Raw genomic sequence first — 23,383 nt, 5'->3', positions numbered from 1 at the left:
TTAGCCGCTTCTTAGGCACTGCTCAGGCGTTTGTCGGATGATTTTAATCTGGGTCAAAAAATCTAGGATCAAACATTTCGATAAAACGCTTCGCTTGAGGCGTAAAAAACTTGCCCTTACGTACAATCAGACCATACTGACGTGAAGGAAAGTAAGCATCCATTAAAATAGCGACAATATTTTCTTTGCCGGTTAAGCAGACATCGGTGACGATAGACACGCCCAGCCCCATTTCCACATATTGCTTCACGATTTCCCAGCCCCCAGCCTCCATACTCACTTTATAAGGCACATTATGTTGTCGGAATACGGTATCTACCATGCGCCAAGTACTTTGCTGTTTGGGCGGCAGGATCAAACCGTAAGGGCTAATATCTTGAAGGGTCACCGTCGAGTGGCGGGTCAATGGGTGGTTTTGGGGTACTATTAATATAGAATGAAAAGTGGCAAAGGGGCGATAAATAATATGTTCAGGCACTTGCAATAAAGGACCAATCGCCAAATCGACTTGATCTTCTAATAATAGTTTCATACCGCTTTGGCCTTCGACAGTATGCAAATGTATTCGAATCCCGGGATAGGATTTTTTAAAGCGCTTTATAAAATCGGGGAGAATATAAAGTGAAGTCGACTGACCCGCCGCAATATGTAATTCACCCATTTCCATTTTGCCAAGACTCGCCGCAAAGGTTTCGCGCAGATTATCAATGCCCGAGGTAAGTGGCTGTACTAATTGATAAAGTATTTTTCCTTCGGGCGTTAAGCGTACGCTAGGGCCACGCCTTTCTAATAGTGCCACCCCCATTTCGCGTTCTAACGCTTGTACTTGTAAAGAAACAGTGGGTTGGCTGATATGCAATGCCTCTGCCGCATAAGTAATATTTTCTTTTTGCGCCACGATTGAAAAAGTTTTAAGTAATTTGTAAGGGGCTTGTTTGTAATAGTGTGTGGCCATGCCTAATACTTAAATTAACTTGGGATATTCAAGTATTGTGTCATTCAATAGTAAAAATTAAAACAATTGATTTTAAAATTATGGTTATTTGTTGTTAAGCTTCGCGCACTAAACATCGACACAACGGTGTTTATCTCATGCTAACTGTGGTGCTTGCGGCGTTCTTTCGGATGCCGCTCTTTTTTTACCTACCTATTTGACGCGTATCGATGCAGACTTGCTGATTTTTCGATACTCTACCTGCCTAAATACTTCTTCTAAATCCGGTTTCGACGGAGGAAACTTCACGATGGCTGATTATATTTTGTGGTTCGACCAACTGAGAATGCATGACGTGGGCATTGTCGGCGGTAAAAACTCGTCTTTGGGTGAAATGATTAGCAATTTATCCAGCAAGGGCGTCAGTGTGCCCAATGGCTTTGCGACAACCACACAGGCTTATCGTGACTTTATTCAAGCGGATGGTTTAGACACGCGTATTAATAAATTACTAAAAAGTTTGAATGTGGATGATATTCAGGCTTTGGCTGACGCTGGTAAAACGATTCGTGGCTGGTTAATGAATGCCGCTTTGCCACCCGCTTTATTGAGTGCTGTCAAACAGGCTTATGAAAAATTAGCAGCTGGTTCAGGTGATGCGGCTTCTTTTGCAGTACGCTCCTCTGCTACCGCTGAAGATTTGCCCGATGCCTCTTTTGCAGGCCAGCAAGAAACGTTTTTGAATGTACGTGGATTGGATAATGTCATTGCCGCGATTAAGGAAGTGTTTGCTTCTTTGTATAATGATCGTGCCATCGCTTATCGTGTGCATCAGCACTTTGATCACGAAAAGGTGTTTTTATCCGCCGGTGTGCAAAAAATGGCACGCAGTGATCTCGGTGCCAGTGGTGTAATGTTCACGCTTGATACGGAGTCGGGTTTCCGTGATGCGGTATTTATCACGGGGGCTTATGGCTTGGGTGAAACGGTGGTGCAGGGCGCGGTCAATCCCGATGAATTTTATGTTTACAAGCCCAATTTAGTCGCCCAGCGCCCTGCTATTTTATCACGTCGCTTGGGTGCAAAAGCGATTGAAATGATCTATGCAGCCAGTGAAGGAGCGCACAATCGCGCCACTTTAACCCGCGAGGTAGAGGCTGAGCGTCGTAATCGTTTTTGTTTAACGGATGCACAGGTTGAGTCCTTAGCCAGTCAAGCGCTGATTATTGAAAAGCATTATGGTCGCCCAATGGATATTGAGTGGGCACTGGATGGAGCCGATGGCAAGCTTTACATCGTTCAGGCTCGTCCGGAGACGGTAGAAAGTCGTGCGAGTAGCACAACGGTAGAACGTTATGAATTAGCCAGCAAAAGCCAAGTCTTGGTAGAAGGTCGGGCAATTGGTCAGAAGATAGGCAGAGGCAAAGCACGCATTATTCATAGCATTAGCCAAATGCACGAAGTACAGCCCGGCGATGTTTTAGTGACTGATATGACCGATCCCGATTGGGAACCCATTATGAAACGTGCCTCAGCGATTGTGACTAATCGTGGCGGACGTACTTGCCACGCAGCCATTATCGCACGTGAAATGGGTATTCCGGCGGTCGTGGGTTGCGGTGATGCTACCGAGCGCATTAAAAATGGCGATGAAATTACCGTTTCTTGTGCAGAAGGTGATACGGGCTTTATTTATGCCGGTTTATTGAATTTTGAGCGCCTTAGCGCCGATACAGGCAATTTACCTAAACTACCCGTCAAAATTATGATGAATGTCGGCAATCCTTCGCGTGCGTTTGCTTTCTCACGTTTGCCGAATGCGGGTGTTGGCTTAGCGCGTCTTGAATTCATCATTAATAATATTATTGGCATTCATCCCAAAGCCTTATTGGGCTTTAGTGATTTGCCGGATGAACTAAAACAAGAAATCCAACAGCGCACGGCTGGCTATGCTGATCCAGTGAGCTTTTATGTAGAGAAGCTGGCGGAAGGTATTGCGACTTTAGCGGCTGCTTTTCATCCTGCGCCTGTCATCGTGCGCATGTCTGACTTTAAATCGAATGAATATGCCAATCTTTTAGCCGGTAAGCGTTATGAGCCGCACGAAGAAAATCCGATGATTGGTTATCGGGGAGTATCGCGTTATTTGTCTGAATCTTTCCGCGATTGCTTTGAGCTAGAGTGCCGTGCCTTACGTTATGTGCGTGAAACCATGGGCTTAACGAATGTTGAAGTCATGTTGCCTTTCTGCCGTACCTTGGAAGAAGCACAGCAAGTCGTGAATTTATTAGCCACTCAAGGTTTAGAGCGCGGTAAAAATGGTTTACGGCTAATTATGATGTGCGAGTTGCCCTCTAATGCAGTCTTGGCGGACGAGTTTCTTGAGTATTTTGACGGCTTCTCCATTGGCTCGAACGATATGACGCAATTATCCTTAGGTTTGGATCGTGACTCGGGTTTAATCGCGCATTTGTTCGATGAACGTAATCTGGCAGTGAAAAAATTATTAGGCATGGCGATTAAGGCTTGTCAGAAGCAGGGCAAATATGTCGGGATTTGTGGACAAGGACCCTCCGATTACCCTGATTTCGCCGCTTGGTTATTGGAGCAGGGTATTGATAGTATTTCACTCAACCCTGATACCGTAGTGAGTACATGGTTGCATTTGGCCAGTATGTCTAAATCGGCTTGAGGTAAGCGATGAGTCGTCAGCAGCGTTCGGTATTTTATTTGTCGGATAGAACCGGTATTACCGCTGAAATGCTCGGGCATAGTCTGCTGACGCAATTCGACGGCATCGACTGGGTTAAAAACAGCGTGCCGTTTTTAGATACCGTCGAAAAAGCGCAGGAAGTCGCGCAAAATATCAATCAATTAGCGGAACAAGAAGGGGTGAGGCCTTTGGTATTTAGTACCTTGGTGCAGCCCGAAATTTTGGAAGTGATTAAGCAATCTAATTGCGTGGTATACGATTTCTTCAGCACCTTTTTGGGGTCGATGGAGACGGAGTTAGGTCAGCCTTCGGCGCATGTGGTCGGGCGTTCGCATGGTATGCAAAATACGCCTTCTTATTTCAGCCGGATTAATGCGGTTAATTTCACCCTAACCAATGACGATGGTGTCAGTACCAAACAATTTGGTGATGCGGATATTATCTTGATAGGGGTATCGCGCTCTGGAAAGACGCCGACTTGCTTATATTTGGCGCTCCAGTATGGCATTGCGGCTGCAAATTATCCTTTGACCGAGGAGGATATGGAGCAGCTTAGCTTGCCTAAAGTTTTAGACGCGTATCGTAATAAATTATTTGGCCTAACCCTTAGTCCGGAGCAGTTGCAACGTATTCGCCAAGAACGTCGTCCGAACAGCCCTTATGCGTCCCTAGAGCGCTGCCGCCAAGAATTACAATGGCAGGATGCTTTATACAGAGCTTGTCAAATTCCTTATATTGATACCACCAATATCTCGATTGAGGAAATCAGTACCACTATTCTGAAACGTAGTGGTTTGAAACGTCAATTATATGGACGGTGACAGGCGCTAGCTTGCGTGCCAAAATTGCCATCTATTCGATAAACGAAGGATGGCGCATGACAGCAAAGATTATTGATGGCAAAAAAGTTGCCGCAACGGTACGCGAACAAGTGAAGGCTGCGGTCGATGCGCGTTTGGCTCAAGGTAAACGTCCCCCTGGTTTAGCGGTGATTCTCATTGGTAGTGAACCTGCCTCCCAAGTCTATGTGCGTAACAAGCGTAATGCTTGTCATGAAGTGGGGATTGAATCACGTTCTTATGATTTACCCGCCGAGACCACGCAATTCGAATTATTAAAAATCGTTGATAAATTAAATGCGGATCATACCGTTGACGGCATCTTAATTCAGTTGCCTTTACCCGCCCATATTGATGCTTCTTTAGTCATTGAGCGTATTGATGCAGGCAAGGATGTCGATGGTTTTCACCCTACTAATGTTGGCAAATTAGCGTTACGTATTCCGGGTTTGCGGCCTTGTACGCCTTATGGTGTGATGAAGCTTATTGAGTCCGAAGGCATTGCTGTTAAGGGTAAACATGCCGTGATTGTGGGTGCTTCAAATATTGTCGGTCGTCCAATGGCACTAGAACTATTATTACGTGGTGCTACGGTTACGGTTTGTCATCGTTTTACAAAAGATAGTGCTGCTTTAGCACGCCAAGCGGATATTGTGGTAGCCGCTGCCGGTAAACCGGGCTTAGTGAACGCAGATTGGGTAAAAGAGGGAGCCTTGGTTCTGGATGTAGGGATTAATCGTCTCGCCACGGGTAGATTAGTCGGTGATGTGGACTATGAGTCCGTCAAAGAGAAAGCCGCTTGGATTACGCCTGTGCCGGGCGGCGTAGGGCCCATGACGGTCGCTATGCTAATGTATAATACGCTGCAGGCGTGTGAGAAAAACCCATTCTAATTAGCAAAAAGGCATCGCAAGGATGCCTTTTTATGTTATGCGTACCGCCTATTTATTGTTTTGATTAATTATTTGGGTTGCTGAGCTAATTTACGCAATACATCTTCGCTTAATGCACCACTTTCACGTAAACGGCGAATGACAGAGGCGGGTAAGCAGACAACATCTGATTGTGCGGCTGGTAATAATTCTTTACCACCGCTGCAACGACGACGTTTTTCATCGCCTTCTTTTGTTTTCTCAGGGTCAAGTACTAAATATTCATTATTGACCCAGCCGTTTTGACCAGCCCAACGCACCAGTTCGAACTCAACTTTGCCACCTTTAGCGACTTTGCCTAATTTAGTGACCCAAGTGCCATTGTGTGGAATCTCAACGGCAATCGCTGAATCCGCTTGTTCTTTGTACATAATTAAGCTTTGACCGGCGTTCAATTGCTTAACAGAATAGATAGGCACAGAGCGGAAGGGTACACCTTTCGCCGTTTCTGGATAACCACAGCACATTTTGTCGGTAACAGCTGGGTTATTTAAGCATTCGCGGCGTGCGCGTGCGATTTCAGTGGCTTCAGGGTCATACTTTAAAGAGCTAGAGTCCACCCAACCTGTCTGATTATCCCAACTTACTTTTTCCCAAACCGTGCCATTAGCTTCTTGTTGCGCATTGCGACGCACTAGCCATGTGGCATTGTGAGGAATATTGACCACGATGTCAGAACCCGGCTTCGCATACATTTTGAGCACATCGCCCGGCTTGCGGCCAGAAACTTGGTAAATCTTCGAGCTATCGGCCGGTAAAGTCAGCGGCGCTGCACTCACTAAAGCGCTAGCAAATAAGCATAGGCTGGTTAATGCAGCGGGTAATATGATTTTCAATAAGGGGTTTTTCATGAAAATTTCCTCAGGGATTTGGCTAAAGACCGCATTAACGGGCGTCCATTTTCAAACAGCAACAAGCAATGAAACATTGGGGGGAGTTTAACATTTCATTAACGACTTGCCTTTCCCTCTAAAGTGTAGTCAGGAATTGCACAACTTGTATCGGTCGCCACGATAATTTCACAACAAATAGCATACTATATGTTGTAAAAAACTCACACCAAAACCAGCGATAGGGATAATTATTTAATCGTTAAGCGGTAATAAACATGGCATCACCGTAACTAAAAAAGCGGTAGCGCTGATGAATGGCATGAATATAAGCAGATTTAATAAGGTCGATTCCGGCAAAAGCGGAAACTAGCATGAGTAACGTTGATTGAGGTAAGTGAAAATTCGTCACCATGGCATCAACGACCTTGAACGTATAACCAGGTGTAATAAAAAGACGCGTGTCACCCGCGAAGGCTTGTAGTGATCCTGATTGGGCAGCGCTTTCTAAACTGCGTACTGAGGTCGTACCGACTGCAATGACTCGGCCTTGTCGTTCGCGACAGGCAGCAACCGCATTACATGTGGCGGGTGATACTTCGGCGTATTCAGCGTGCATAATATGTTCGGCTAAATTAGCGACTCGTACTGGCTGAAAAGTGCCCGCACCTACATGTAAGGTCACATGAGCGCTTTGTACGCCTTTTGCCGCCAAGGCATTCAGTAGCGCTTGATCAAAATGCAAACCCGCCGTTGGTGCCGCTACGGCTCCAAGGTGTTGGGCATATACGGTTTGATAGCGTTCGCGGTCTGCTAATACATCAGGCCGTTGAATATAAGGCGGCAGAGGGATATGCCCATAACGCTCCAAGGCTTGTAAAACTGGGTAGTCACTGTGAAAGCGTAATTTGAATAAATCGTCATGGCGTGCGATAACTTCTGCATCAAGTTGCTGTTCTAAGACGAGGCAAGTGCCGATTTTGGGGGATTTGCTAGCACGAATATGCGCTAACACATGGTGCTCATCTAGAATACGCTCTACTAATATTTCAAGTTTTCCGCCGCTAGCTTTTTGCCCATACAAACGTGCTGGAATGACGCGTGTGTTATTAAATACTAATAAATCCTCTGGCTGGATTAAGTCCAGTAAGTCAGTAAAGCTCTGATCTTTCAAGGATTTTTTACTTGCACTGACTGAGAGCAAGCGGCTGGCTGAGCGTTCGGCAAGCGGCTCATGAGCAATAAGTTCAGGCGGTAATACGTAATCGAAGTCAGATAATTGCATAGGTGCGCATCATAGCACGCTAGAAAAAATCGCGGAATGCGTTGTAAAAGACTTTTCAAATGCAAAAAAAACGGTAGAATGGCGGCCTTCACACCTTGCCGGGGTGGCGGAATTGGTAGACGCAGCGGATTCAAAATCCGCCGCTGGTAACAGTGTGCGAGTTCGAGTCTCGCCCTCGGCACATCTTTCAAAGCCTTGAATGTAAAATCGTTCAAGGCTTTTTTGTATTAAGCGAACTGCACGAATGATAGTGCGTCACGTTCCTTAGTGGGTGCTTGACTAGGGGCTGGATTAACAGCACGGTTGTAGGGTGACTTTTCCAACCAATGTTTAACCAAATGCAGTAATTCTTCTTTTTTCACCGGCTTTGGCAAGTAGTCATTCATGCCTAGCTTAATACACTTCTCAAAATCTCCCTGTAAAGCATTGGCCGTGAGGGCCAAAATAGGCACTTGACTTAAGCCATTCCCTTTTTCCCATTCACGTATAGCCTCAGTCGCCATATAACCATTCATTTCTGGCATATTAATATCCATCAGAATCAAGTGATAAGGATATTGGGTCATTGCATCAAAGGCTTGTTTGCCATTCACGACATGATCAATGCGATATTTTAAACCTTCAAGCATCGTGGTAGCGATTAAGGCATTCACCGGATTATCTTCGGCTAACAAAATCGCGGGTTCGTGCGTTGGGATTATGGGCTTCGTAATCAGCTCAAACTCTGGCAAATCGGATTGCTTACCTAAATTCTGCAGGAGTAATTTTTTTAAGGCTGAGGTACGCACGGGTTTGGAAATCGTGGCTTGGACGCCGGTGCTGTCAGAGTGTTGATAAGTAGGTGGTGCCATTAAAATAATCGGCATGTGATCATAATGATGATCAGAGCGCACACTTCTAGCCCACGTCAGCCCATCCATGTCAGGCATCGACCAATCGAGTAAAATTGCATAAAACGGTTCATTTAACGTAATGCTATTGCGCATCATTTGCAGGGCTTCAAGTCCGCTGCCGGCTATAATCGGATTAGCTTTCCACGATTTTAAATAGTTGCGCAGAATAAATTGGTGCGTTTTATTGTCATCCACCACCAAAATATAACGTCCTTTAATAGCCTGAAGATCTTCATTGGGTTCGGTATAGTGCTCAATCGTATTCAGTTTGAGATCGAACCAGAAATGGCTACCCACGTTCGGCGTGCTTTCAAATTTGATCGTGCTATGCATCATTTCGGTGAGTTCTTTAGCGATTGCTAAGCCCAAACCAGCACCGCCATTTTTGCGACCTATAGCATCGTCAGTATGCATGAAGAATTCAAAAATCTTGTCATGCTGCTGCACAGGAATACCACAACCACTGTCGCGCACCTCAAAGCGTAGGGTGACTTGATGATCAATAATATCAAGAATTTCCAACCCCACAAAAACTTCACCCTTTTGGGTAAATTGAACCGCATTACTGCATAAATTCAGCAGAATTTGTCGAATGCGGGCGGGATCACCGCTAACTTTTTCCGGAATGTCTTCAGGGATAAAACATAGAACTTCAATAGCTTTATCACGCGCCAACGTGGTCATTAACTGGCTAATATTTTCCAGCATTTCGCGCGGCGAAAATTCGCTATTCTCTAGGACTAAACTGCCAGAGCGAATCCGCGTGAAGTCGAGAATATTCTTGACGAGATCGAGCATGGCTTCGCACGACGAATAAGCGGTATCAACGAATAAGCGTTGATGCTCGGTCAAACTGGTTTCGCGTAAGACTTCAAGAGAGCCTAAAATGCCATGAATCGGCGTGCGTAATTCATGACTCATATTGGTCATGAAGCGAGTTTTTTGCTCAGTCTGATGCAGAGCTTCAATGCGTTGCTCGCTTTCACGGCGTAGATTTTCGTGCACTTCATTCATTTCGCGCGACGAAATTTCTAGCGATCGCTCCAACAAGCTTTGCGCCTCGGTATTACTTTCGTAAGTCCGATTAACGATATGTAAAAAATGACGCCAATTTTCAAGATTATCCGGTAGTCGTTCGCAAGATACCTGTGATTTGCGACATTGTACCTGTAAACGTTTGTGGAGTTCGCGTTGCGTCACGGGCGTTTCAGCGCTGTTGGCAAGCTCAGAATCACTGCTCATAGAGTACCGTTAGTGTCATTGTTTGATTATGTAGAGCACTTACGCCAGTTTCAGAGCGCGGTGAGATTTCGCCATGCGAATAAAAGCCAACTTGGCTTGTATTGGGCGGGAAGGCTTCAATCGTATTCGTTAATTCCGCTTCAGTATCTTCTGCTAAAATTACACGCCGAGCGCCACAACTGACTGCGAGTAATAATAAAGTCTTAGGCGTCGGATTGGGCAAACGAGCCGCTAAACGGATAGCTGCTTCCTCAGCACCATCGAGTAAATTATCCACGCCCCCATACATCAGCTGCACGGTGCTGTTATTCGATAGGTCACCAGCAAAAATAATAGTTTTTGTTTGGCGGTCAACGGCTAAGGGTGTGCGAATAACCGGTTCAGTACTGTCCTGCTCTTGCATGAGTAATGGAAATTTGACGCATTCATGTTCGAAAATTTTGGCTTGTTCTGCCAAATATTCTTCATAGATATCTAACGCGGAAGTCCCATCCATCTCAAATAATTTATTGTTGTGTGCATAGGTGATGGTGCGTTGTGGGCCAAAAGGGCGTGCGCCATGGCGTGCTTGGCTTAAAAAGCCTATCTGTTTGCCATAAAATCCAATGGCACAAGCGGCTTTTTCATGTGGAATGCCTTGTTTGATGACCCATGTCGAAGCATGAGTAGGAAAGCCTCCGGATAAACCCCCTGCAATTGGAATAGTGCGTCCGAGTGCAGCATAAAGGCCATTGGTTAAATCGGTGCCATTCGTCGACCAACCGTCACTTAAGACGAAAATAGCGCTGAGGTCTTTTTCATCCAAGTCACTGGCTAGGCGATAGCCCATGCGCCATGACTCTTGGCGATTATCAAAACTACTTTGTGCAAGTCGTAGCTGCGTTTTTTCAAAGCGCGTAATGGAAACCACAAGGGCTTGATCATGTAAGGCATGATGCAGAATTTGCCCATTACCGGAACAGCCCGCGACAATGGCTTTAGGAAAATGTTGTTTTATATCAAAGAAGGCGTTTTGATAGTCATTCCACTCAGCAGGACCGAAAACCAATACGAGGGTTTGTTCAGAATCCAGCGCGGAAGGTAGGGCTGGTTGCCAGCCAGTACTGTGAGTGTAGCAGGATACTAAAGTTTCCATGCTGTGCTTAACCTATTGTTATTTTTATCATAAATGAGTTAACAAAAACTTAGCACAAGACTAGGTTTTAATGAACTATTATTTCACACTCCACTAAAATAAGTAGTTCCTTTTATCGGTTATTACTTACTGGGAGCTGTGGCTAAGAAAGTCTGTGCTAGTCAGTTTCTTTCTTCGACCTAGAACATGGTCTATACTGAAATAATAGCTTATAGGAATTGTAAATCAATTTGACTACTGTTGAAAAACCGCTGGCAGCAACTGACAGAACGACTGTCCAGTTTGAATTAACGCCTGTCGACACTGAGCGCCTGATGAATTTAAGCGGGCAATTCGATAAACATCTACGCCAAATTGAAGATCGTTTAGGTATTGAAATCCACAATCGTGGTCATCAATTTAGCGTGAAAGGTAAGCCTGATACGGTACAAACCGCCATTAATTTATTGCGTGATTTGTATGAAGAAACGCGGACTGCCATTCTTGCTCCCGAACATATTCATTTGTTCATGCAAGAAGCTAATCTTGATAAAAAGCCCAACGCTGCCAAGTACGATGACATTCGGATTCGCACGCGCAAGGGTTATATTAAGCCCAAAGGCGATATGCAGGCGCAATATATTCACCACATTCGCACCCATGATGTGAGTTTCGGTATTGGCCCTGCTGGCACGGGTAAAACATGGTTAGCGGTGGCGTGTGCGGTCGAAGCACTAGAACGCGATGAAGTAAGGCGTTTGGTGTTAGTCAGACCTGCGGTTGAAGCGGGCGAGAAATTAGGTTTTCTACCTGGTGATTTAAGCCAAAAAATTGATCCTTATTTGCGCCCTATGTATGACGCTTTATATGAAATGTTGGGCATTGAGAAGGTTAATAAATTAATTGAGCGCAATGTGATTGAAGTGGCACCACTGGCTTATATGCGCGGTCGTACCTTAAATGATGCCTTTATTCTATTAGATGAGGCGCAAAATACGACGGTTGAGCAAATGAAAATGTTCCTCACACGTTTAGGTTTTGGTTCGACAGCGGTAGTCACAGGAGACATTACGCAAATTGATCTACCACGCCAGCAGTTATCGGGCTTAAAGCATGTTATGACGATTCTAAAAGATGTGCCTGGCATTAGTTTTAGCCATTTCGAAGGGCGTGATGTGGTACGCCATGCTTTGGTGCAGCGGATTGTCGCGGCTTATGAAAAACATCAAACGAACGAGCCTAACACATGACCTTATTGGTGCAAGTGCAAAATCCCTATGATTTTACAGCGCTTCCTTCAGAGCAACATTTTACGCACTGGGCGCGTGCTGCTTGGTTGGATGAAAGTGATGCAGGGGTGGTCATTCGGATTGTGAATGAAGAAGATAGCCAGCAACTAAATTTACAATTTCGCGGCAAAGATTATCCTACCAATGTACTATCGTTTCCCTATGAGCCGGACTTTGATTTGCAGGATGTACAAGAAGAAGACGAGCTAGAAATTGATTATTTAGGGGATATGGTACTTTGCAAAGCCGTGGTTGAGCGTGAAGCTAAAGAGCAGGGCAAAGTACTCGAACAGCATTGGGCACATTTAGTGGTGCATGGCCTCTTGCATTTGCAGGGGTATGATCATATTAATGAGACGGAACGGGAGTTGATGGAGTTGCGTGAACTCGATATTTTGCGCGACCTCAATATTCCTAATCCTTATTTGATTGATTGATATTTTATTTTTAATTGAGTTAATAATTTAAACAAGCGCATGAAAACAAGTGAGCCTCCTAGGTCGCAGCCACGACCGCGTTGGAAACAGTGGCTGATTGATAATTTGGATCTTTATTCACAAAACCAAACCGAATTATTAGACGATTTACAGCGAGCGAATGATAAAAAAATTCTCGATGAACATGCAGTCGACATGATTCAAGGTATTTTAGCCTTTGATTCACTCAAAGTGCATGACATTATGATTCCGCGCTCGCGCATTAACTTCCTCCGTCATACGGATGATTTTTCTACAGTCTTAGAGAGAATTGCCGAAACCGAACATTCACGTTATCCCGTGTTTAATGAGGATCGTGATCAGTTGGTCGGTGTATTACTCGCGAAGGATTTGCTGAAATATATCGGGCATGAGCAAGACTTCGTATTAGCCGATGCGATTCGTCCAGCCTTAATCGTTCCCGAAACTCAGCCCTTAAATCGCCTTTTAACCGAATTTCGTGATAATCGTAGTCATATGGCGGTGGTCGTTGATGAATATGCAGCCGTAGCGGGTTTGGTGACGTTTGAGGATGTGCTGGAGCAAATTATTGGTGATATTGATGATGAGCATGATGATGAAAAATCCGAAGTGTTAATCAAATCGATTGGCGACCAACACTTCTTGGTCAATGCGACCACTCCGATTGAAGACTTTAATGAAACATTTGCTACCGATTTTCCAGACGATGAATTTGATACCATTGCGGGTTTGATTATTAATGAGTTGGGTAAGATTCCACGTGAAGGTGAGGAGCTAGAATTGGAGGGATGGTTATTCCGTGTGAGCCAATGTGATTCTCGGCGCATTTTACAATTGGAAGTACAGCAGGCTGCGAATCAGAATAACTATGCAAACGCCGTGGGTGTCTGACAAAGACGTTAGGTTCAGGCACACTCTGTGAAAATGTGAATGAACAGGCCACTTATTAGAAATTATTGGAAAGGAGAGCACTATGGATTTAACAGGTTTATTAAATCAAATGTTAGCGGGTCAAAGTCAAGGACAGGCTAATCAAACTACGCAGCAACAAACCCCTGCATTGAGCCAAGGCGCGGGGTCTGGCTTGTTAACAGGTGCGGCCGCCGCTGGTGTGATGGCTTTGTTATTAGGTACAAAAAGAGGCCGCTCAGTTGCAGGTGCGGGTGTCAAGTTAGGGAGTTTAGCGGCTTTAGGTACTTTGGCTTATCAAATGTATAACCAATGGCAAAAGAAAGATGCTAGCGCAGATACGTCTTTACTAGCTGCACCGGCTGCTCAAGAGCCTAGCTTAGATAGTACTGCTATTTTAAAAGCGATGGTCGCTGCAGCAAAAGCAGATGGTCATGTGGATCAGCAAGAAATTGCTGCGATTCGCACGAAGTTAGCTGAATTCCAGTTGGATGAAGATGTGAATTCGATGTTGCTGAAAGAATTAACCACGCCAACTAATGCACAAGATGTTGCCGCTTTAGCGAAAGGTGATGGTAAGGCAGCCGTTGAGTTGTATCTGCTTTCTTCGATGTTAGTGGATCCGAATAATGCGGCCGAGAAGGCTTACTTGGCTGATTTACAAGCGGCCTTAGGTTTGCCAGATCACGCGGTACAGTTAAGCTAATTTAATTGAAAAGGCGTGGCGTGTGAGGGTGGCTGGGTTATAATCCAGATTTTTGTGAATCTGGCTAACCCATGTTGTCTTTTAGCGCCTCGTCTTTTTCCCGTTGGGATTATTTGATTGCCCTGCTTGCAGGTTTATCACTGGTCTTCGCCTTTGCCCCTTTCGGCTTTTATCCGATTACGTGGTTAGCCACCGCCGTATTCTTCTGGCTCAATCTCAAAATTATGACTCGCTGGCAGCGCGTGCGGCTCGCTTGGGTATTTGGCATTGGTTTATTTGCCGGTGGAGCGCACTGGATCTTTTATAGCATCTATTTCTTCGGTGGTGCGAATGGCTTTGTCGCCGTCTTAATGACCAGCTTGTTCGTACTCGGTATTGCTTTAACGCTTATGCTATTTGGCTGGCTATTAAGCTGGTTTGCTACACAGTCCCATCTGTTAAAACTCTTGGTTATTTTTCCGGCTGCTTGGGGCCTAACCGAGTGGTTTCGTAGTTGGTTTTTGACCGGCTTTCCATGGTTGCAATTGGGACATGCGCAAAGTGAAAACTGGTTTGCGCACTATGCTCCTATTATTGGCTCTTTAGGTATTAGTTGGGTGGTGGCTTTGGGCGCGGGCGCAGTAGTACTGTTAGCGCTTGGTACACAGCGTGAGCGGATGATTGCTGTAAGCTTATTGCTAGTCAGTGTGGCGCTCGGTTTTGGTTTAGGCTGGATTCAATGGACTAAGCCGGTGGGTGATAAATTATATGTGAGTATGATTCAAGCGAATATCAAACAAGAAGAAAAGTGGGATCAAAGCTTAAATGTGACCCATGTGCAAAAGCATCTCGATATGATGGAAAGGCATATGGAAAACTCGCATGTGATTATTTGGCCCGAAACGGCCATTGCCGATACCTTTCAGCAGTCGATGAATGATTTAATTTTGCCCCTACAACAAAACTTTGCCACGCAAGAAAATGATTTATTAGTAGGCGGTTTTGAATACGATAAAGACACAGGCGCCATGTATAACGCGATTATGCGCATTGGCAAAGAGCTTGATGTCTATGGTAAGCGCCATCTGGTGCCATTTAGCGAATATATTCCCTTTTTGAAATACCTGCGTTTTTTGGAAAAGATTGTTATTTTGCCCTATGACAATGTGACGCCATGGAAAGGAAAGGTTAACTTGATGGTCGCCGGTCAACCGATGCGTATGTCGGTATGCTATGAAGATGCCTATGGCGAAGAAATGCGCGATGGTTTACCAGAAGCGACCATGCTAGTCAATGTCAGTAATGATGGTTGGTTCACAGGGTCGATTGAAGCCCAACAACATGCGCAGATTGCACGGTTTCGAGCGATGGAGACGGGGCGTTATTTATTACGTTCTACTAATAATGGTGTAACTGAAATTATTAATCCTCAGGGCAAGAACGTTGCTGATCATGTGTATGATGCGGAAGGCAAACCTTTACAAGGTTCGACACAATATAAAGAAGCGGTTATTGCCGGTTGGGCACAACCCATGCAAGGTTCAACGCCTTATATTTTCTGGGGTAATGGGTTTATCGTGATACTGCTATCTCTTATGCTAGGTGTTAGTGCTTGGCTCGGACGCGGTACAGTGCGTGAAACATTCATTTGAGGATTTAACCATGAAAGCTGTACTTGCCTTGACCTTCATTGCTGCTAGTGGTTTCGCTGCTTTACCGGCTTGGTCGGATGAAGTTTGGGATACTAAAAGTGGGCGTGTAGTCTACGAGGATGAAATTGGCCCTACGGCGGTTTGGACTTATGGTTCGGCAGATAATCCTGGCGTAATTTATCTGTTGGGCTTAGCGAAAGTTTATGAAAATCGTGCTAGTTACACTGGGTATTGGGCAAAAAATCAGTCGAAAAAAGCATGTGACACACAACGACCCGGGATTCAGGGCAAAATGACCTCGTATTGGGGGCGTTTCAATGTCAAATTCTTAGATAAAAATTTTCCTTCACGTTGGGAGGCGACTTGGAGTTATTGTGATGATGCTGATGAAGCTGAAAAATTGATGGCGACCCCTGTGTTTGGTAATACACAGGCCGCACCGACCGCTGCTGTGCCGCCACTCAGAAAGTAAAAGTAACAGTCTATCAATAAAAAAGGTTAATACATTATGGCAGGTGCTGGTCTTCTCGCGTTATTGGATGATATTACCACCGTTTTAGATGATGTGGCGGTGCTGACCAAGGTGGCTGCCAAGAAAACCGCGGGTGTATTAGGTGATGATTTAGCCCTCAATGCGCAACAAGTTTCTGGTATCCGTGCTGAGCGTGAAATTCCTGTGGTTTGGGCCGTTGGCAAGGGTTCGTTTATTAATAAACTGATTCTTGTGCCAGCCGCCTTGGCGATTAGCGCTTTTTTGCCGTGGTTGATTACTCCTTTATTAATGGTGGGCGGCGCTTATTTATGTTTTGAAGGATTCGAAAAAGTTTTACATAAAGTGCTTCATGAAGATGAGCACGATGAGGAACAAGCTGTCACGGAGGCATTGCTAGATCCTGATGTGAATATGGCTGATTTTGAGCGAGATAAAATTAAAGGTGCGATACGTACTGATTTTATTTTATCCGCCGAAATTATCGTGATCGCTTTAGGGTCGGTCAAGGATCAGCCTTTTATGACGCAAGCGGTGGTAGTGGCTGGCATTGCGATCTTAATGACTTTTGGTGTCTATGGTTTAGTGGCTGGCATCGTCAAAATGGATGACCTGGGCATGTATCTGGTACGCAAGGCGGAAGAGCAGGGCAGTGCAGGTTTTAAAATGAGTTTGGGTAAATTCTTACTCGCTTTTGCCCCCAAGCTGATGAAGTTTTTGTCAATTGCCGGCACGATTGCGATGTTTATGGTGGGCGGTGGTATTGTGCTGCATGGTTTGCCGCTGGGTCATCACATTACCGAAGGTGCAGTCGCTTTTGTGCACCAGATTCAAGGCTGGTTTGGTAATTTACTCGCAGCTATTACCCCTAGTTTACTAACGATTGTCTTAGGTTTACTCATTGGTGCTGTGGTGTTTATAGTGGTCGAGCCGATTATCAAAATCGTTGGCAAATTCCGCGCCAAAAAAGACCTAGATGTTTCAGTCTAAATCCGTTTTGACAGGTTGGATGCTTAAGCAGGGTTGAGTGGTGGTTTTGGCATCTTGCTAGGGTCTCACTAGCTGGCAAGGTGCTAAAATTAATAAGCTGCTAAACTATTGATTTTAATGGTGGCTCCAACAGGACCACAGTTAAATAGTAACTCATTAATAAAATTGACATATTTAAAAAGAAGTCTGTAAAAAAATGGAAAAACAACCAAAAATTCCATGCTTTTAAAATAACTAATAAATTTGATGGGTTGTATAAAGATTAATCATATTTTTAGGATGAATCCTAAATTTTGTTCCATGATTGTGACCTGTACGTGCATCAAAATCTATATAAATTAGTCCAGCCTCTAGCGCATCAATTGTCTTATCCAGAGATAAATCCTTCAGCATTAGAATGTCTTCATATTTGAAAAAGTTTTTGCCGTTTTCCTTCTTCTCAATAGCAGTAACATAAAAACAATTATGTAGCTTAGAGCCTAGCTTATGAAAGAAGTCGTTAAAGCCCCAATAGGGCGCTGGATCAAGTTCTAATTTGCCGCTAGTTCTGATCGATGTTAGCCAGTCGCCCTGAATAGATAGATCAACTTTGGTAGGGTCAAAATGCACTTCTATTTTTTGCTCTGCTTTATTGACTCTTATTGAAAATCCTCTATTCGAATATACTCCAGCACGTATAGTTTGTCGAAAACTTTTTTCATTTATTGTGTAATTGATACCAGCATCTTGATGTGTCCAACCATAATGGGGCAATAGGATTTTAGGAACAAATTTTAGAGCTCTGGGAGAGGGCTCCATATGAAAAAGGGTTAGTAAAGAGTTACTAGCCTTGCGTTGAGTTTTTAACTCCCATTCTGTTGCATTGGGTATGGGTAAGTTGTTTTCATCGATGCCCAGAAGGTCCTCTAATAAATTTCCCACATTTCCATCATTAAGAGGTCTTGTTGTCTCGATCCAGCCCTGACCACGTATTTTTTGCAGCTCTTGGATTAATCCTTCTTTAGTAAAGGTTTTGTCACTCATAGCAATTTACCCTGCTGAGCTGTAGATGCTGGTTCCCTGTAGATGCTTGATGGGTCAATCAAACGAAGTTTTGCCATTTCGCAATATTCTGGAGATATTTCTATTCCTATAAACTGTCTCCCCAGCTGTTTAGCAACGTAAGCTGTTGTACCCGAGCCCATAAAGGGATCCAGAATAATTTGTGCAGAAGTTGATGATATAATTCTTTCAACTAATTCTACGGGGAAGGGGGCCGGATGTTGATTATTTAGGTCTTGACCAAACTCCCATACATCTCCATAAGCGTTTGCTTTAGGTGCTAATTTAAAGTCTTTTTTTGCTATTAAATAAATTACTTCATAGGTAGGTAAGAAGTATCCAGCATTAAAGTTGATACCACCTTTTCTTCTCCAGATAATAATTTGGCGAACAGGAAGGCCAGCAACTATATCACTACGGTCTTGTAGTAACCCATTTTGCACACGCCATTTATGATTGTAGAAAATCGCACCATCATCTTTTAGAACCCTCATCATCTCTTTTAAGCAAGTCTGCTGCCAAGCTACATATTCTGCATGAGGCATATTATCATGATGGTGTGAGTAGCCTTGTATTAGAGCAGCTTTGGACCACTTACCTCCTCTACCATCTTTCATTCCATTGCCAGTAGAGTTTTTAAGATTATAGGGTGGTGAGGTAACTACTAGGTCTACGCTTTTATCAGGTAATTGAGCCATGACTTGCTCTGAGCTACCACATATAAATTGGTCAATAAAATCATTCGGGTAATTCATAGCAGTTAGGACTTAGAGTTTAAATCTTTCAAACATGGTTAAGTGTACCGGTCAAGCCAAATCTCATATTTCTATTTCAGACTGTTTAGCTGTGCTCTTATCTTGCTCACAGACACCTTGACAAAATTATGATTCTGTTGTGATGTGTTTAGCTCTATTAGACTACAACATTATATGGTGGCCCCAACAGGAATCGAACCTGTAGCTATCCCTTAGGAGGGGCATGTTATAGCTTGTAAAATATTGTTTTCGTTGATTTTTTTGGTTTTTCCTGTGTCAATACCAACGCAATTGACACAGATTCTACTCTGATCTAGATATATCTGGATATACAAGATTAAGTATTTTATTTCCCAACTCATTACGCACTCGTTGAGTAGCGATGAGTGTATTCAAATCGCTGGCCTGTGGTTGCACGCTCAGCACACCCTTAAATTGAGATATAGCCACAATCAATACCTCCACATCCTCTTTGCGCATATCCTTTTCAAAAACAACCGTTAAAGCACTATAACTATCACTCACGATTCGCTCCTTTATTTCGGCTTGCGCGCGTACTTAATAACATAGTCCGGTGCATTCATGCCCTGACTATACTCCCACAATTGCTGTGGCCAAATATGAAACTCCCCTACCTCCGTCGTTCCCACTTTAAAACCGTCGATCCACTCATCAAGTTGGCTTTCATCGGGCCACGGCTGGTACTGCTGATATTTGCCCAGCAACCAGCCCGCGCCCCAAGCGTCATAATCACTCATCTTTAAACACTCCCAAGACTGGAACGATTTCTTGTGGCGCGCGTCCAGTCATAATCAGGAACCTACGCCAAATACCATAAGGCACTTTGTATTCACCGCTGCGCCACTCTCTAACACGTCGATCCGACTTAATACCCAATAGATAGGCCATTTTCTGATCACTGTCATAAGCAGGAAATTGCTGCTTGAAGTTATCAAAGTAAAGTCGCACGACATCAGCACTTGGTGCTTGCCAGCCTTCTTGCTCCCTGAGCAAATGACTAGTGTCGGTTATTTTCACACCAGATTTAAGGGGAGCGGTCACCGTCGCTTGAATTTGTTGAATAGCTTCCTCGTTCGCTTTTTGCAAGATAAAAGCCTGCTGTTGAGCAATGGAAGGCAATTTAATTTCCATAATGCACCTTTAAGTTTTAAGGGTTGGGGGTCGAAAGACCCCCTTCCGTTACGACGGTGACAGCTCTATGTTTTTGACATCAGAGACTGTGATGTGAACCAGGCTCAGTGTGCCCCTTGCTCTCACCTTCCAAGCGCCGATGCTGTGTAAGTGCATCATCACATAGTAAAGGTAGTCAGGAAGCAGAATCTCAGTTCGGTGGACTTTTATCCCAATGTGATACGGTGAATATTCCCGTGTCACTTGCCCAACTGAATCCTCTGAGCCTCGACGGACTAACCAAAAATCGGCTTCTGGGTAGTCTGTCTTAACGGTTGCAGCATCTTTCAGCTTCATATCTGTCTCCAACGATGGCGACTAGCCTTCTCGGAAACAAGCGGCTTTCTGCGCCACCGTTGAAAGCAATTATAGGCGGATTCCGCCTATTAAGCAATAGTTTTAAATAAAATAATTAATTATTTTTTAAATAAAAACCTATGGGAATAATCAATCATATCTTTTAAAGTGTCCGTATCTGTAGCTGGTTCAAGATGCCCAATCTGCGCCTTAATCGCGTTAAACTTTGCCGCATAATCCTTTTCTAACAACACCTGCACCAGTTTTCCATCATCTTCAAGAATCCGCTTACGCCGCTGTTTAGAGGTCTCATTGCGCAGGTTGCGGCTATGTTCCGTCATGCTATTCGGCATTAATTTCCCTTCGTTTATATTTATGTCATGACATAATAGTATAAGTATACCTAAGCTATTAGTCCAATAATTACTTTTAGTAAAATACTGTTTTTAATCTGTAAATAACGAAATTATAGACAGTTACTAAAATATTTCTGCACTGTCTATAATATTAAGAGTTTATAGACAGAACAGGCACAAAAAAGCCGCGACGTGCGCGGCTCTTGGTTTATTTTGTACCAAGCCAACTATCGATCTCACTACCCCACCAATCGACCAGTCGTTGCCGCTCGCCAAGGTATATGGATTTATTATAAATACCGCGCACGCCGGATATTTCGTGCGACAACTGTGTCTCTATGGCATCCACTGACCACAGCCCGCTTTCATGGGCGTGGGTGCTAAATATTTTTCTCACACCGTGCAGAGTCATTTTGCCGGTGTAGCCGGTGCGGCGGATTGACTGCCAAATCATCCACCGATTCATGGGTCGATCCTCCCGCGAGGCGTGCGGGAATATGTATTGATTGCGGCGCTGCTCATTGCGGCGCTGGAGCACTCTTATAGCCGATGGTGATAAGGGGCAAGCATGAGGCTTGCCTGTTTTAGTGCGCTCAGCAGGGATTTGCCAAAGCGATTTTGCAAAGTCAATCTCACTCCACTCGGCAAATGCTACCTCGCTACGGCGCTTGGCTGTATAAACAATTAATAGCCAGGCATCGTAGTGTATTTCGTTTAGCTTGCCTCCATCCCGTACCGCTCGTAAAAATTTTTTAAAGGCGGTGGTGTCAGCATTTAAAAACGCATGCCCTTTTACCTTATGAGGTTGCAACGCATCAACTAGCCCGCAGGCTGGATTGTAGGCGGTGTATCCGCAGGCAATGGCGTAGCGGTACACTTGATCGATGCGTGCCCGTGTGCGTCGGGCGGTATTGATGTTGCCCCTGCCCTCTATTTTGCGCAAGAGCGCAATTAGGATCGGAGGTGTAATTTCGTTGATGTCCATCCGACCAATCACCGGATAAACATCGTTATTATATTGACTTACTAAGTCAGTATAGGTTTCTGGGCCCCAAAGTGAGCGCTTCACTTTGAGGAACTCGTTCATAAGTTCCTCATATTTCATTTTTTACGACTCCGCTTTAACTAAGTCGTAAAAGCATTGATCCTCATCCGACCAGACTTCTTTTTCCGCCAGAATATTTTTGATGGCTTCGCGCTTGCTTTGGTGATAGTAATTGTCCATTACTTCTATCACCGCCTCCAACTGCTTAGAGGTAAGCATATCCACTAAAGTATCAGGGATAGCCTTGCTTAAATGTGCGTGTTTGGAGGGTAAGTAGTTTTTATTTTTGAAGGCGCGGTTGCGCTTTATGTTGCTCATGCTCTTTTCCTCTAAGTATTAGTGGACTGACAGAATTAATTTACTGTCCCAGTGTGTTGATTAGTTTTCAGCAATAGCCCGCTGAATTTTTTTCAATAAAACTAAGTAATTTGCATCATCTGAGCCATAACCGTCGATGAATGTAAACTCATCGCGTTCTATTTGGTACAGCACACCGTTTAAATACGGTTCTGTAGAAAATGCCTTTTCAACAACGTTCTTAGCTGCGTTATATTGTTTGTCGGATACAGTGTGAGCAATATTGATTGTGATCATGTTACTTTCCTCTAAAAATTAGTGGTCTGGTTTCAGGCTTGCGCTTTTCGCTACCTGATGAAATATATAATATACCCGTTTTGGGTATATGTAAAGAATTAAATATTACTTTTATTAAAAATTTCTGCCCATTTAGCGGCGGGCATATCCCGCCAGTTGCTGGGGTCAATGCCATCGTGGCACCACTTATTAAGTGTCGCCGGTGGTATGTTGTGGAGCTTGGCAAATACTTCGCGTCCGCCTGCTAGCTTACACTCGTGACGGAGGTTGGCAGGGGTATATCCATATTCACGATTTGTGAGCATGACTAATTCGCTGAGTGCCTCCATCTCCACTCCCAAGCGCTCATACTCTCCAGCATCCACTATTTTCTGGGCTAGGAAAATTATAAGCGGGGATTTAGAGTGAGTTTGCACCCGTTTTAAAAATAAAGTGAGTGCCTCCTCCGGCATTTCAGCGTAGTTTTTCCCCCTGCTGCCCCACGCCACCACTTTTGATTTAGATACCGAATATCCTGCCTCGGTCATAAAACTTACTCGCTCATCGGTGCTGAGCTGCATAGCAGCACACAGGCGATTAAAGATTTCGTTAGTTTTTTGCACGTTGTGGGTCTTTGTTGTCATAAGAGCATCCTTTTTATCGTAACGTGATAAAAAAAGCAGCCCCCACTGGAGCTGCCGTTTTGTTTAGAAGAAGGTGTCAGATTCGGCAATTGCCCCATAACCCTCTTTTATTGCTTGGGTAGAACTATCGTAAATGGCTTTTGAGGTGCCAACGGCATCGCTGCCGTTGTATATAATGTATCCCCACAGCCCGCTATCCTCGTCCTGATAAGTGTCGACACTCATA

The 23,383-nt window shown here is 44.4% G+C and carries 26 protein-coding genes and 2 tRNA genes; 11 read left to right on the top strand and 17 right to left on the bottom strand.

All coding sequences use genetic code 11. The features are described from left to right. Nucleotides 1-43: 43 nt before the first annotated feature. Entirely contained in the window at nt 44-955 is a 912-nt protein-coding gene (locus A3IE_RS0109615; protein WP_020395405.1) for a LysR family transcriptional regulator, read from the bottom strand. A 289-nt stretch (nt 956-1,244) separates the two neighbouring features. On the opposite strand from A3IE_RS0109615, the gene ppsA reads away from it, so the two are divergent. From ppsA to folD, 3 genes are read left to right on the top strand one after another with little or no spacing between them, the layout of a single operon-like run. Next, nucleotides 1,245-3,626 (top strand): phosphoenolpyruvate synthase, encoded by a 2,382-nt coding sequence (gene ppsA / locus A3IE_RS0109610; RefSeq protein ID WP_020395404.1) that lies wholly within the window; start codon nt 1,245-1,247, stop codon nt 3,624-3,626. Nucleotides 3,627-3,634: 8 nt separating this feature from the next. After that, nucleotides 3,635-4,468 (top strand): posphoenolpyruvate synthetase regulatory kinase/phosphorylase PpsR, encoded by an 834-nt coding sequence (gene ppsR, locus A3IE_RS0109605; protein WP_020395403.1) that lies wholly within the window; start codon nt 3,635-3,637, stop codon nt 4,466-4,468. Nucleotides 4,469-4,524: 56 nt separating this feature from the next. Next, a complete protein-coding gene (folD, locus tag A3IE_RS0109600; RefSeq protein WP_020395402.1) occupies nt 4,525-5,379 on the top strand; it encodes a bifunctional methylenetetrahydrofolate dehydrogenase/methenyltetrahydrofolate cyclohydrolase FolD in 855 nt (284 codons plus the stop codon). 68 nt (nt 5,380-5,447) lie between these two features. Here folD and A3IE_RS0109595 read toward each other — a convergent pair whose 3' ends face one another. Both A3IE_RS0109595 and queA read right to left on the bottom strand, forming a co-directional pair. Continuing rightward, nucleotides 5,448-6,269, bottom strand: coding sequence for an SH3 domain-containing protein (locus A3IE_RS0109595; protein WP_020395401.1), 822 nt, complete (start codon nt 6,267-6,269; stop codon nt 5,448-5,450). 241 nt (nt 6,270-6,510) lie between these two features. Further along, nucleotides 6,511-7,533: a tRNA preQ1(34) S-adenosylmethionine ribosyltransferase-isomerase QueA gene (gene queA / locus A3IE_RS0109590; protein WP_020395400.1), complete on the bottom strand. Its 1,023-nt coding sequence runs from the start codon at nt 7,531-7,533 to the stop codon at nt 6,511-6,513. Between the two features lie 97 nt (nt 7,534-7,630). Between queA and A3IE_RS0109585 the strand changes: the two genes are divergently transcribed. Further along, nucleotides 7,631-7,714, top strand: a tRNA-Leu gene (locus tag A3IE_RS0109585). Nucleotides 7,715-7,760: 46 nt separating this feature from the next. Here A3IE_RS0109585 and A3IE_RS0109580 read toward each other — a convergent pair. Together A3IE_RS0109580 and A3IE_RS0109575 are read right to left on the bottom strand one after the other, a co-directional pair. Then, entirely contained in the window at nt 7,761-9,668 is a 1,908-nt protein-coding gene (locus A3IE_RS0109580; protein WP_020395399.1) for a response regulator, read from the bottom strand. Further along, entirely contained in the window at nt 9,658-10,803 is a 1,146-nt protein-coding gene (locus A3IE_RS0109575) for an FIST signal transduction protein (protein ID WP_020395398.1), read from the bottom strand. The genes A3IE_RS0109580 and A3IE_RS0109575 overlap by 11 nt, the downstream gene beginning before the upstream one ends. A gap of 230 nt (nt 10,804-11,033) precedes the next feature. Here A3IE_RS0109575 and A3IE_RS0109570 point away from each other — a divergent pair, with 230 nt between their 5' ends. The 7 genes from A3IE_RS0109570 to A3IE_RS0109540 all read left to right on the top strand — a co-directional run bounded on the left by A3IE_RS0109570 (nt 11,034) and on the right by A3IE_RS0109540 (nt 17,255). Then, complete coding sequence (locus tag A3IE_RS0109570; protein ID WP_020395397.1) at nt 11,034-12,032, top strand: PhoH family protein; 999 nt, start codon at nt 11,034-11,036, stop codon at nt 12,030-12,032. Beyond that, complete coding sequence (ybeY, locus tag A3IE_RS0109565; protein ID WP_020395396.1) at nt 12,029-12,508, top strand: rRNA maturation RNase YbeY; 480 nt, start codon at nt 12,029-12,031, stop codon at nt 12,506-12,508. The genes A3IE_RS0109570 and ybeY overlap by 4 nt, the downstream gene beginning before the upstream one ends. 39 nt (nt 12,509-12,547) lie before the next feature. Next, on the top strand, nt 12,548-13,420 hold the full coding sequence (locus tag A3IE_RS0109560; RefSeq protein ID WP_020395395.1) for a CorC family transporter: 873 nt from the start codon (nt 12,548-12,550) through the stop codon (nt 13,418-13,420). An 82-nt stretch (nt 13,421-13,502) separates the two neighbouring features. Then, complete coding sequence (locus A3IE_RS0109555; protein WP_020395394.1) at nt 13,503-14,144, top strand: tellurite resistance TerB family protein; 642 nt, start codon at nt 13,503-13,505, stop codon at nt 14,142-14,144. A 71-nt stretch (nt 14,145-14,215) separates the two neighbouring features. Beyond that, a complete protein-coding gene (lnt, locus tag A3IE_RS0109550; RefSeq protein ID WP_020395393.1) occupies nt 14,216-15,775 on the top strand; it encodes an apolipoprotein N-acyltransferase in 1,560 nt (519 codons plus the stop codon). 10 nt (nt 15,776-15,785) lie between these two features. Continuing rightward, nucleotides 15,786-16,247, top strand: a complete 462-nt coding sequence (locus A3IE_RS20330) for a hypothetical protein (protein ID WP_020395392.1) — start codon at nt 15,786-15,788, stop codon at nt 16,245-16,247. A 36-nt stretch (nt 16,248-16,283) separates the two neighbouring features. Then, entirely contained in the window at nt 16,284-17,255 is a 972-nt protein-coding gene (locus A3IE_RS0109540) for a DUF808 domain-containing protein (protein WP_020395391.1), read from the top strand. A gap of 234 nt (nt 17,256-17,489) precedes the next feature. Here A3IE_RS0109540 and A3IE_RS0109535 read toward each other — a convergent pair whose 3' ends face one another. The 12 genes from A3IE_RS0109535 to A3IE_RS22855 all read right to left on the bottom strand — a co-directional run bounded on the left by A3IE_RS0109535 (nt 17,490) and on the right by A3IE_RS22855 (nt 23,382). After that, the gene (locus A3IE_RS0109535) at nt 17,490-18,278 is read right to left on the bottom strand and encodes an MvaI/BcnI family restriction endonuclease (protein ID WP_020395390.1); all 789 of its coding nucleotides are present in this window, start codon (nt 18,276-18,278) and stop codon (nt 17,490-17,492) included. Next, entirely contained in the window at nt 18,275-19,051 is a 777-nt protein-coding gene (locus tag A3IE_RS0109530; protein WP_020395389.1) for a DNA-methyltransferase, read from the bottom strand. The genes A3IE_RS0109535 and A3IE_RS0109530 overlap by 4 nt, the downstream gene beginning before the upstream one ends. Before the next feature lie 175 nt (nt 19,052-19,226). Next, nucleotides 19,227-19,295 (bottom strand) — tRNA-Arg (locus A3IE_RS22860). Nucleotides 19,296-19,354: 59 nt separating this feature from the next. Continuing rightward, complete coding sequence (locus A3IE_RS0109525; protein ID WP_020395388.1) at nt 19,355-19,576, bottom strand: hypothetical protein; 222 nt, start codon at nt 19,574-19,576, stop codon at nt 19,355-19,357. 11 nt (nt 19,577-19,587) lie between these two features. After that, on the bottom strand, nt 19,588-19,809 hold the full coding sequence (locus tag A3IE_RS0109520; RefSeq protein ID WP_020395387.1) for a hypothetical protein: 222 nt from the start codon (nt 19,807-19,809) through the stop codon (nt 19,588-19,590). Further along, nucleotides 19,802-20,203, bottom strand: coding sequence for a hypothetical protein (locus A3IE_RS0109515; protein ID WP_020395386.1), 402 nt, complete (start codon nt 20,201-20,203; stop codon nt 19,802-19,804). Before A3IE_RS0109515 ends, A3IE_RS0109520 begins: the two co-directional genes overlap by 8 nt. A gap of 455 nt (nt 20,204-20,658) precedes the next feature. Continuing rightward, on the bottom strand, nt 20,659-20,880 hold the full coding sequence (locus A3IE_RS0109505) for a hypothetical protein (protein WP_157832859.1): 222 nt from the start codon (nt 20,878-20,880) through the stop codon (nt 20,659-20,661). 223 nt (nt 20,881-21,103) lie between these two features. After that, the gene (locus tag A3IE_RS0109500; RefSeq protein ID WP_020395383.1) at nt 21,104-22,000 is read right to left on the bottom strand and encodes a tyrosine-type recombinase/integrase; all 897 of its coding nucleotides are present in this window, start codon (nt 21,998-22,000) and stop codon (nt 21,104-21,106) included. A gap of 3 nt (nt 22,001-22,003) precedes the next feature. Next, on the bottom strand, nt 22,004-22,258 hold the full coding sequence (locus A3IE_RS0109495) for a hypothetical protein (protein WP_020395382.1): 255 nt from the start codon (nt 22,256-22,258) through the stop codon (nt 22,004-22,006). A gap of 60 nt (nt 22,259-22,318) precedes the next feature. Then, on the bottom strand, nt 22,319-22,534 hold the full coding sequence (locus A3IE_RS0109490) for a hypothetical protein (RefSeq protein ID WP_020395381.1): 216 nt from the start codon (nt 22,532-22,534) through the stop codon (nt 22,319-22,321). 98 nt (nt 22,535-22,632) lie between these two features. After that, nucleotides 22,633-23,157 carry a DUF1456 family protein gene (locus tag A3IE_RS0109485; RefSeq protein ID WP_020395380.1) on the bottom strand — a complete coding sequence of 175 codons (525 nt, stop codon included), beginning with the start codon at nt 23,155-23,157 and terminating at the stop codon, nt 22,633-22,635. Between the two features lie 63 nt (nt 23,158-23,220). Then, entirely contained in the window at nt 23,221-23,382 is a 162-nt protein-coding gene (locus A3IE_RS22855) for a hypothetical protein (protein WP_020395379.1), read from the bottom strand. Between the last annotated feature and the right edge of the window lies 1 nt (nt 23,383).

It is taken from the genome of Thiolinea disciformis DSM 14473, from assembly GCF_000371925.1.
GTDB lineage: Bacteria > Pseudomonadota > Gammaproteobacteria > Thiotrichales > Thiotrichaceae > Thiolinea > Thiolinea disciformis.
Note: the sequence above shows the minus strand (reverse complement) of the source record. Positions and strands in the feature narration are given on the sequence as shown.

What these genes read in the sequence shown, in the direction of transcription:
- A3IE_RS0109615 (WP_020395405.1), bottom strand. Translation starts at nt 955, where the DNA reads ATGGCCACACACTATTACAAACAAGCCCCTTACAAATTACTTAAAACT.
- ppsA (WP_020395404.1), top strand. Translation starts at nt 1,245, where the DNA reads ATGGCTGATTATATTTTGTGGTTCGACCAACTGAGAATGCATGACGTG.
- ppsR (WP_020395403.1), top strand. Translation starts at nt 3,635, where the DNA reads ATGAGTCGTCAGCAGCGTTCGGTATTTTATTTGTCGGATAGAACCGGT.
- folD (WP_020395402.1), top strand. Translation starts at nt 4,525, where the DNA reads ATGACAGCAAAGATTATTGATGGCAAAAAAGTTGCCGCAACGGTACGC.
- A3IE_RS0109595 (WP_020395401.1), bottom strand. Translation starts at nt 6,269, where the DNA reads ATGAAAAACCCCTTATTGAAAATCATATTACCCGCTGCATTAACCAGC.
- queA (WP_020395400.1), bottom strand. Translation starts at nt 7,533, where the DNA reads ATGCAATTATCTGACTTCGATTACGTATTACCGCCTGAACTTATTGCT.
- A3IE_RS0109580 (WP_020395399.1), bottom strand. Translation starts at nt 9,668, where the DNA reads ATGAGCAGTGATTCTGAGCTTGCCAACAGCGCTGAAACGCCCGTGACG.
- A3IE_RS0109575 (WP_020395398.1), bottom strand. Translation starts at nt 10,803, where the DNA reads ATGGAAACTTTAGTATCCTGCTACACTCACAGTACTGGCTGGCAACCA.
- ybeY (WP_020395396.1), top strand. Translation starts at nt 12,029, where the DNA reads ATGACCTTATTGGTGCAAGTGCAAAATCCCTATGATTTTACAGCGCTT.
- A3IE_RS0109560 (WP_020395395.1), top strand. Translation starts at nt 12,548, where the DNA reads ATGAAAACAAGTGAGCCTCCTAGGTCGCAGCCACGACCGCGTTGGAAA.
- A3IE_RS0109555 (WP_020395394.1), top strand. Translation starts at nt 13,503, where the DNA reads ATGGATTTAACAGGTTTATTAAATCAAATGTTAGCGGGTCAAAGTCAA.
- lnt (WP_020395393.1), top strand. Translation starts at nt 14,216, where the DNA reads ATGTTGTCTTTTAGCGCCTCGTCTTTTTCCCGTTGGGATTATTTGATT.
- A3IE_RS20330 (WP_020395392.1), top strand. Translation starts at nt 15,786, where the DNA reads ATGAAAGCTGTACTTGCCTTGACCTTCATTGCTGCTAGTGGTTTCGCT.
- A3IE_RS0109540 (WP_020395391.1), top strand. Translation starts at nt 16,284, where the DNA reads ATGGCAGGTGCTGGTCTTCTCGCGTTATTGGATGATATTACCACCGTT.
- A3IE_RS0109535 (WP_020395390.1), bottom strand. Translation starts at nt 18,278, where the DNA reads ATGAGTGACAAAACCTTTACTAAAGAAGGATTAATCCAAGAGCTGCAA.
- A3IE_RS0109530 (WP_020395389.1), bottom strand. Translation starts at nt 19,051, where the DNA reads ATGAATTACCCGAATGATTTTATTGACCAATTTATATGTGGTAGCTCA.
- A3IE_RS0109520 (WP_020395387.1), bottom strand. Translation starts at nt 19,809, where the DNA reads ATGAGTGATTATGACGCTTGGGGCGCGGGCTGGTTGCTGGGCAAATAT.
- A3IE_RS0109515 (WP_020395386.1), bottom strand. Translation starts at nt 20,203, where the DNA reads ATGGAAATTAAATTGCCTTCCATTGCTCAACAGCAGGCTTTTATCTTG.
- A3IE_RS0109505 (WP_157832859.1), bottom strand. Translation starts at nt 20,880, where the DNA reads ATGACGGAACATAGCCGCAACCTGCGCAATGAGACCTCTAAACAGCGG.
- A3IE_RS0109500 (WP_020395383.1), bottom strand. Translation starts at nt 22,000, where the DNA reads ATGAAATATGAGGAACTTATGAACGAGTTCCTCAAAGTGAAGCGCTCA.
- A3IE_RS0109495 (WP_020395382.1), bottom strand. Translation starts at nt 22,258, where the DNA reads ATGAGCAACATAAAGCGCAACCGCGCCTTCAAAAATAAAAACTACTTA.
- A3IE_RS0109490 (WP_020395381.1), bottom strand. Translation starts at nt 22,534, where the DNA reads ATGATCACAATCAATATTGCTCACACTGTATCCGACAAACAATATAAC.
- A3IE_RS0109485 (WP_020395380.1), bottom strand. Translation starts at nt 23,157, where the DNA reads ATGACAACAAAGACCCACAACGTGCAAAAAACTAACGAAATCTTTAAT.
- A3IE_RS22855 (WP_020395379.1), bottom strand. Translation starts at nt 23,382, where the DNA reads ATGAGTGTCGACACTTATCAGGACGAGGATAGCGGGCTGTGGGGATAC.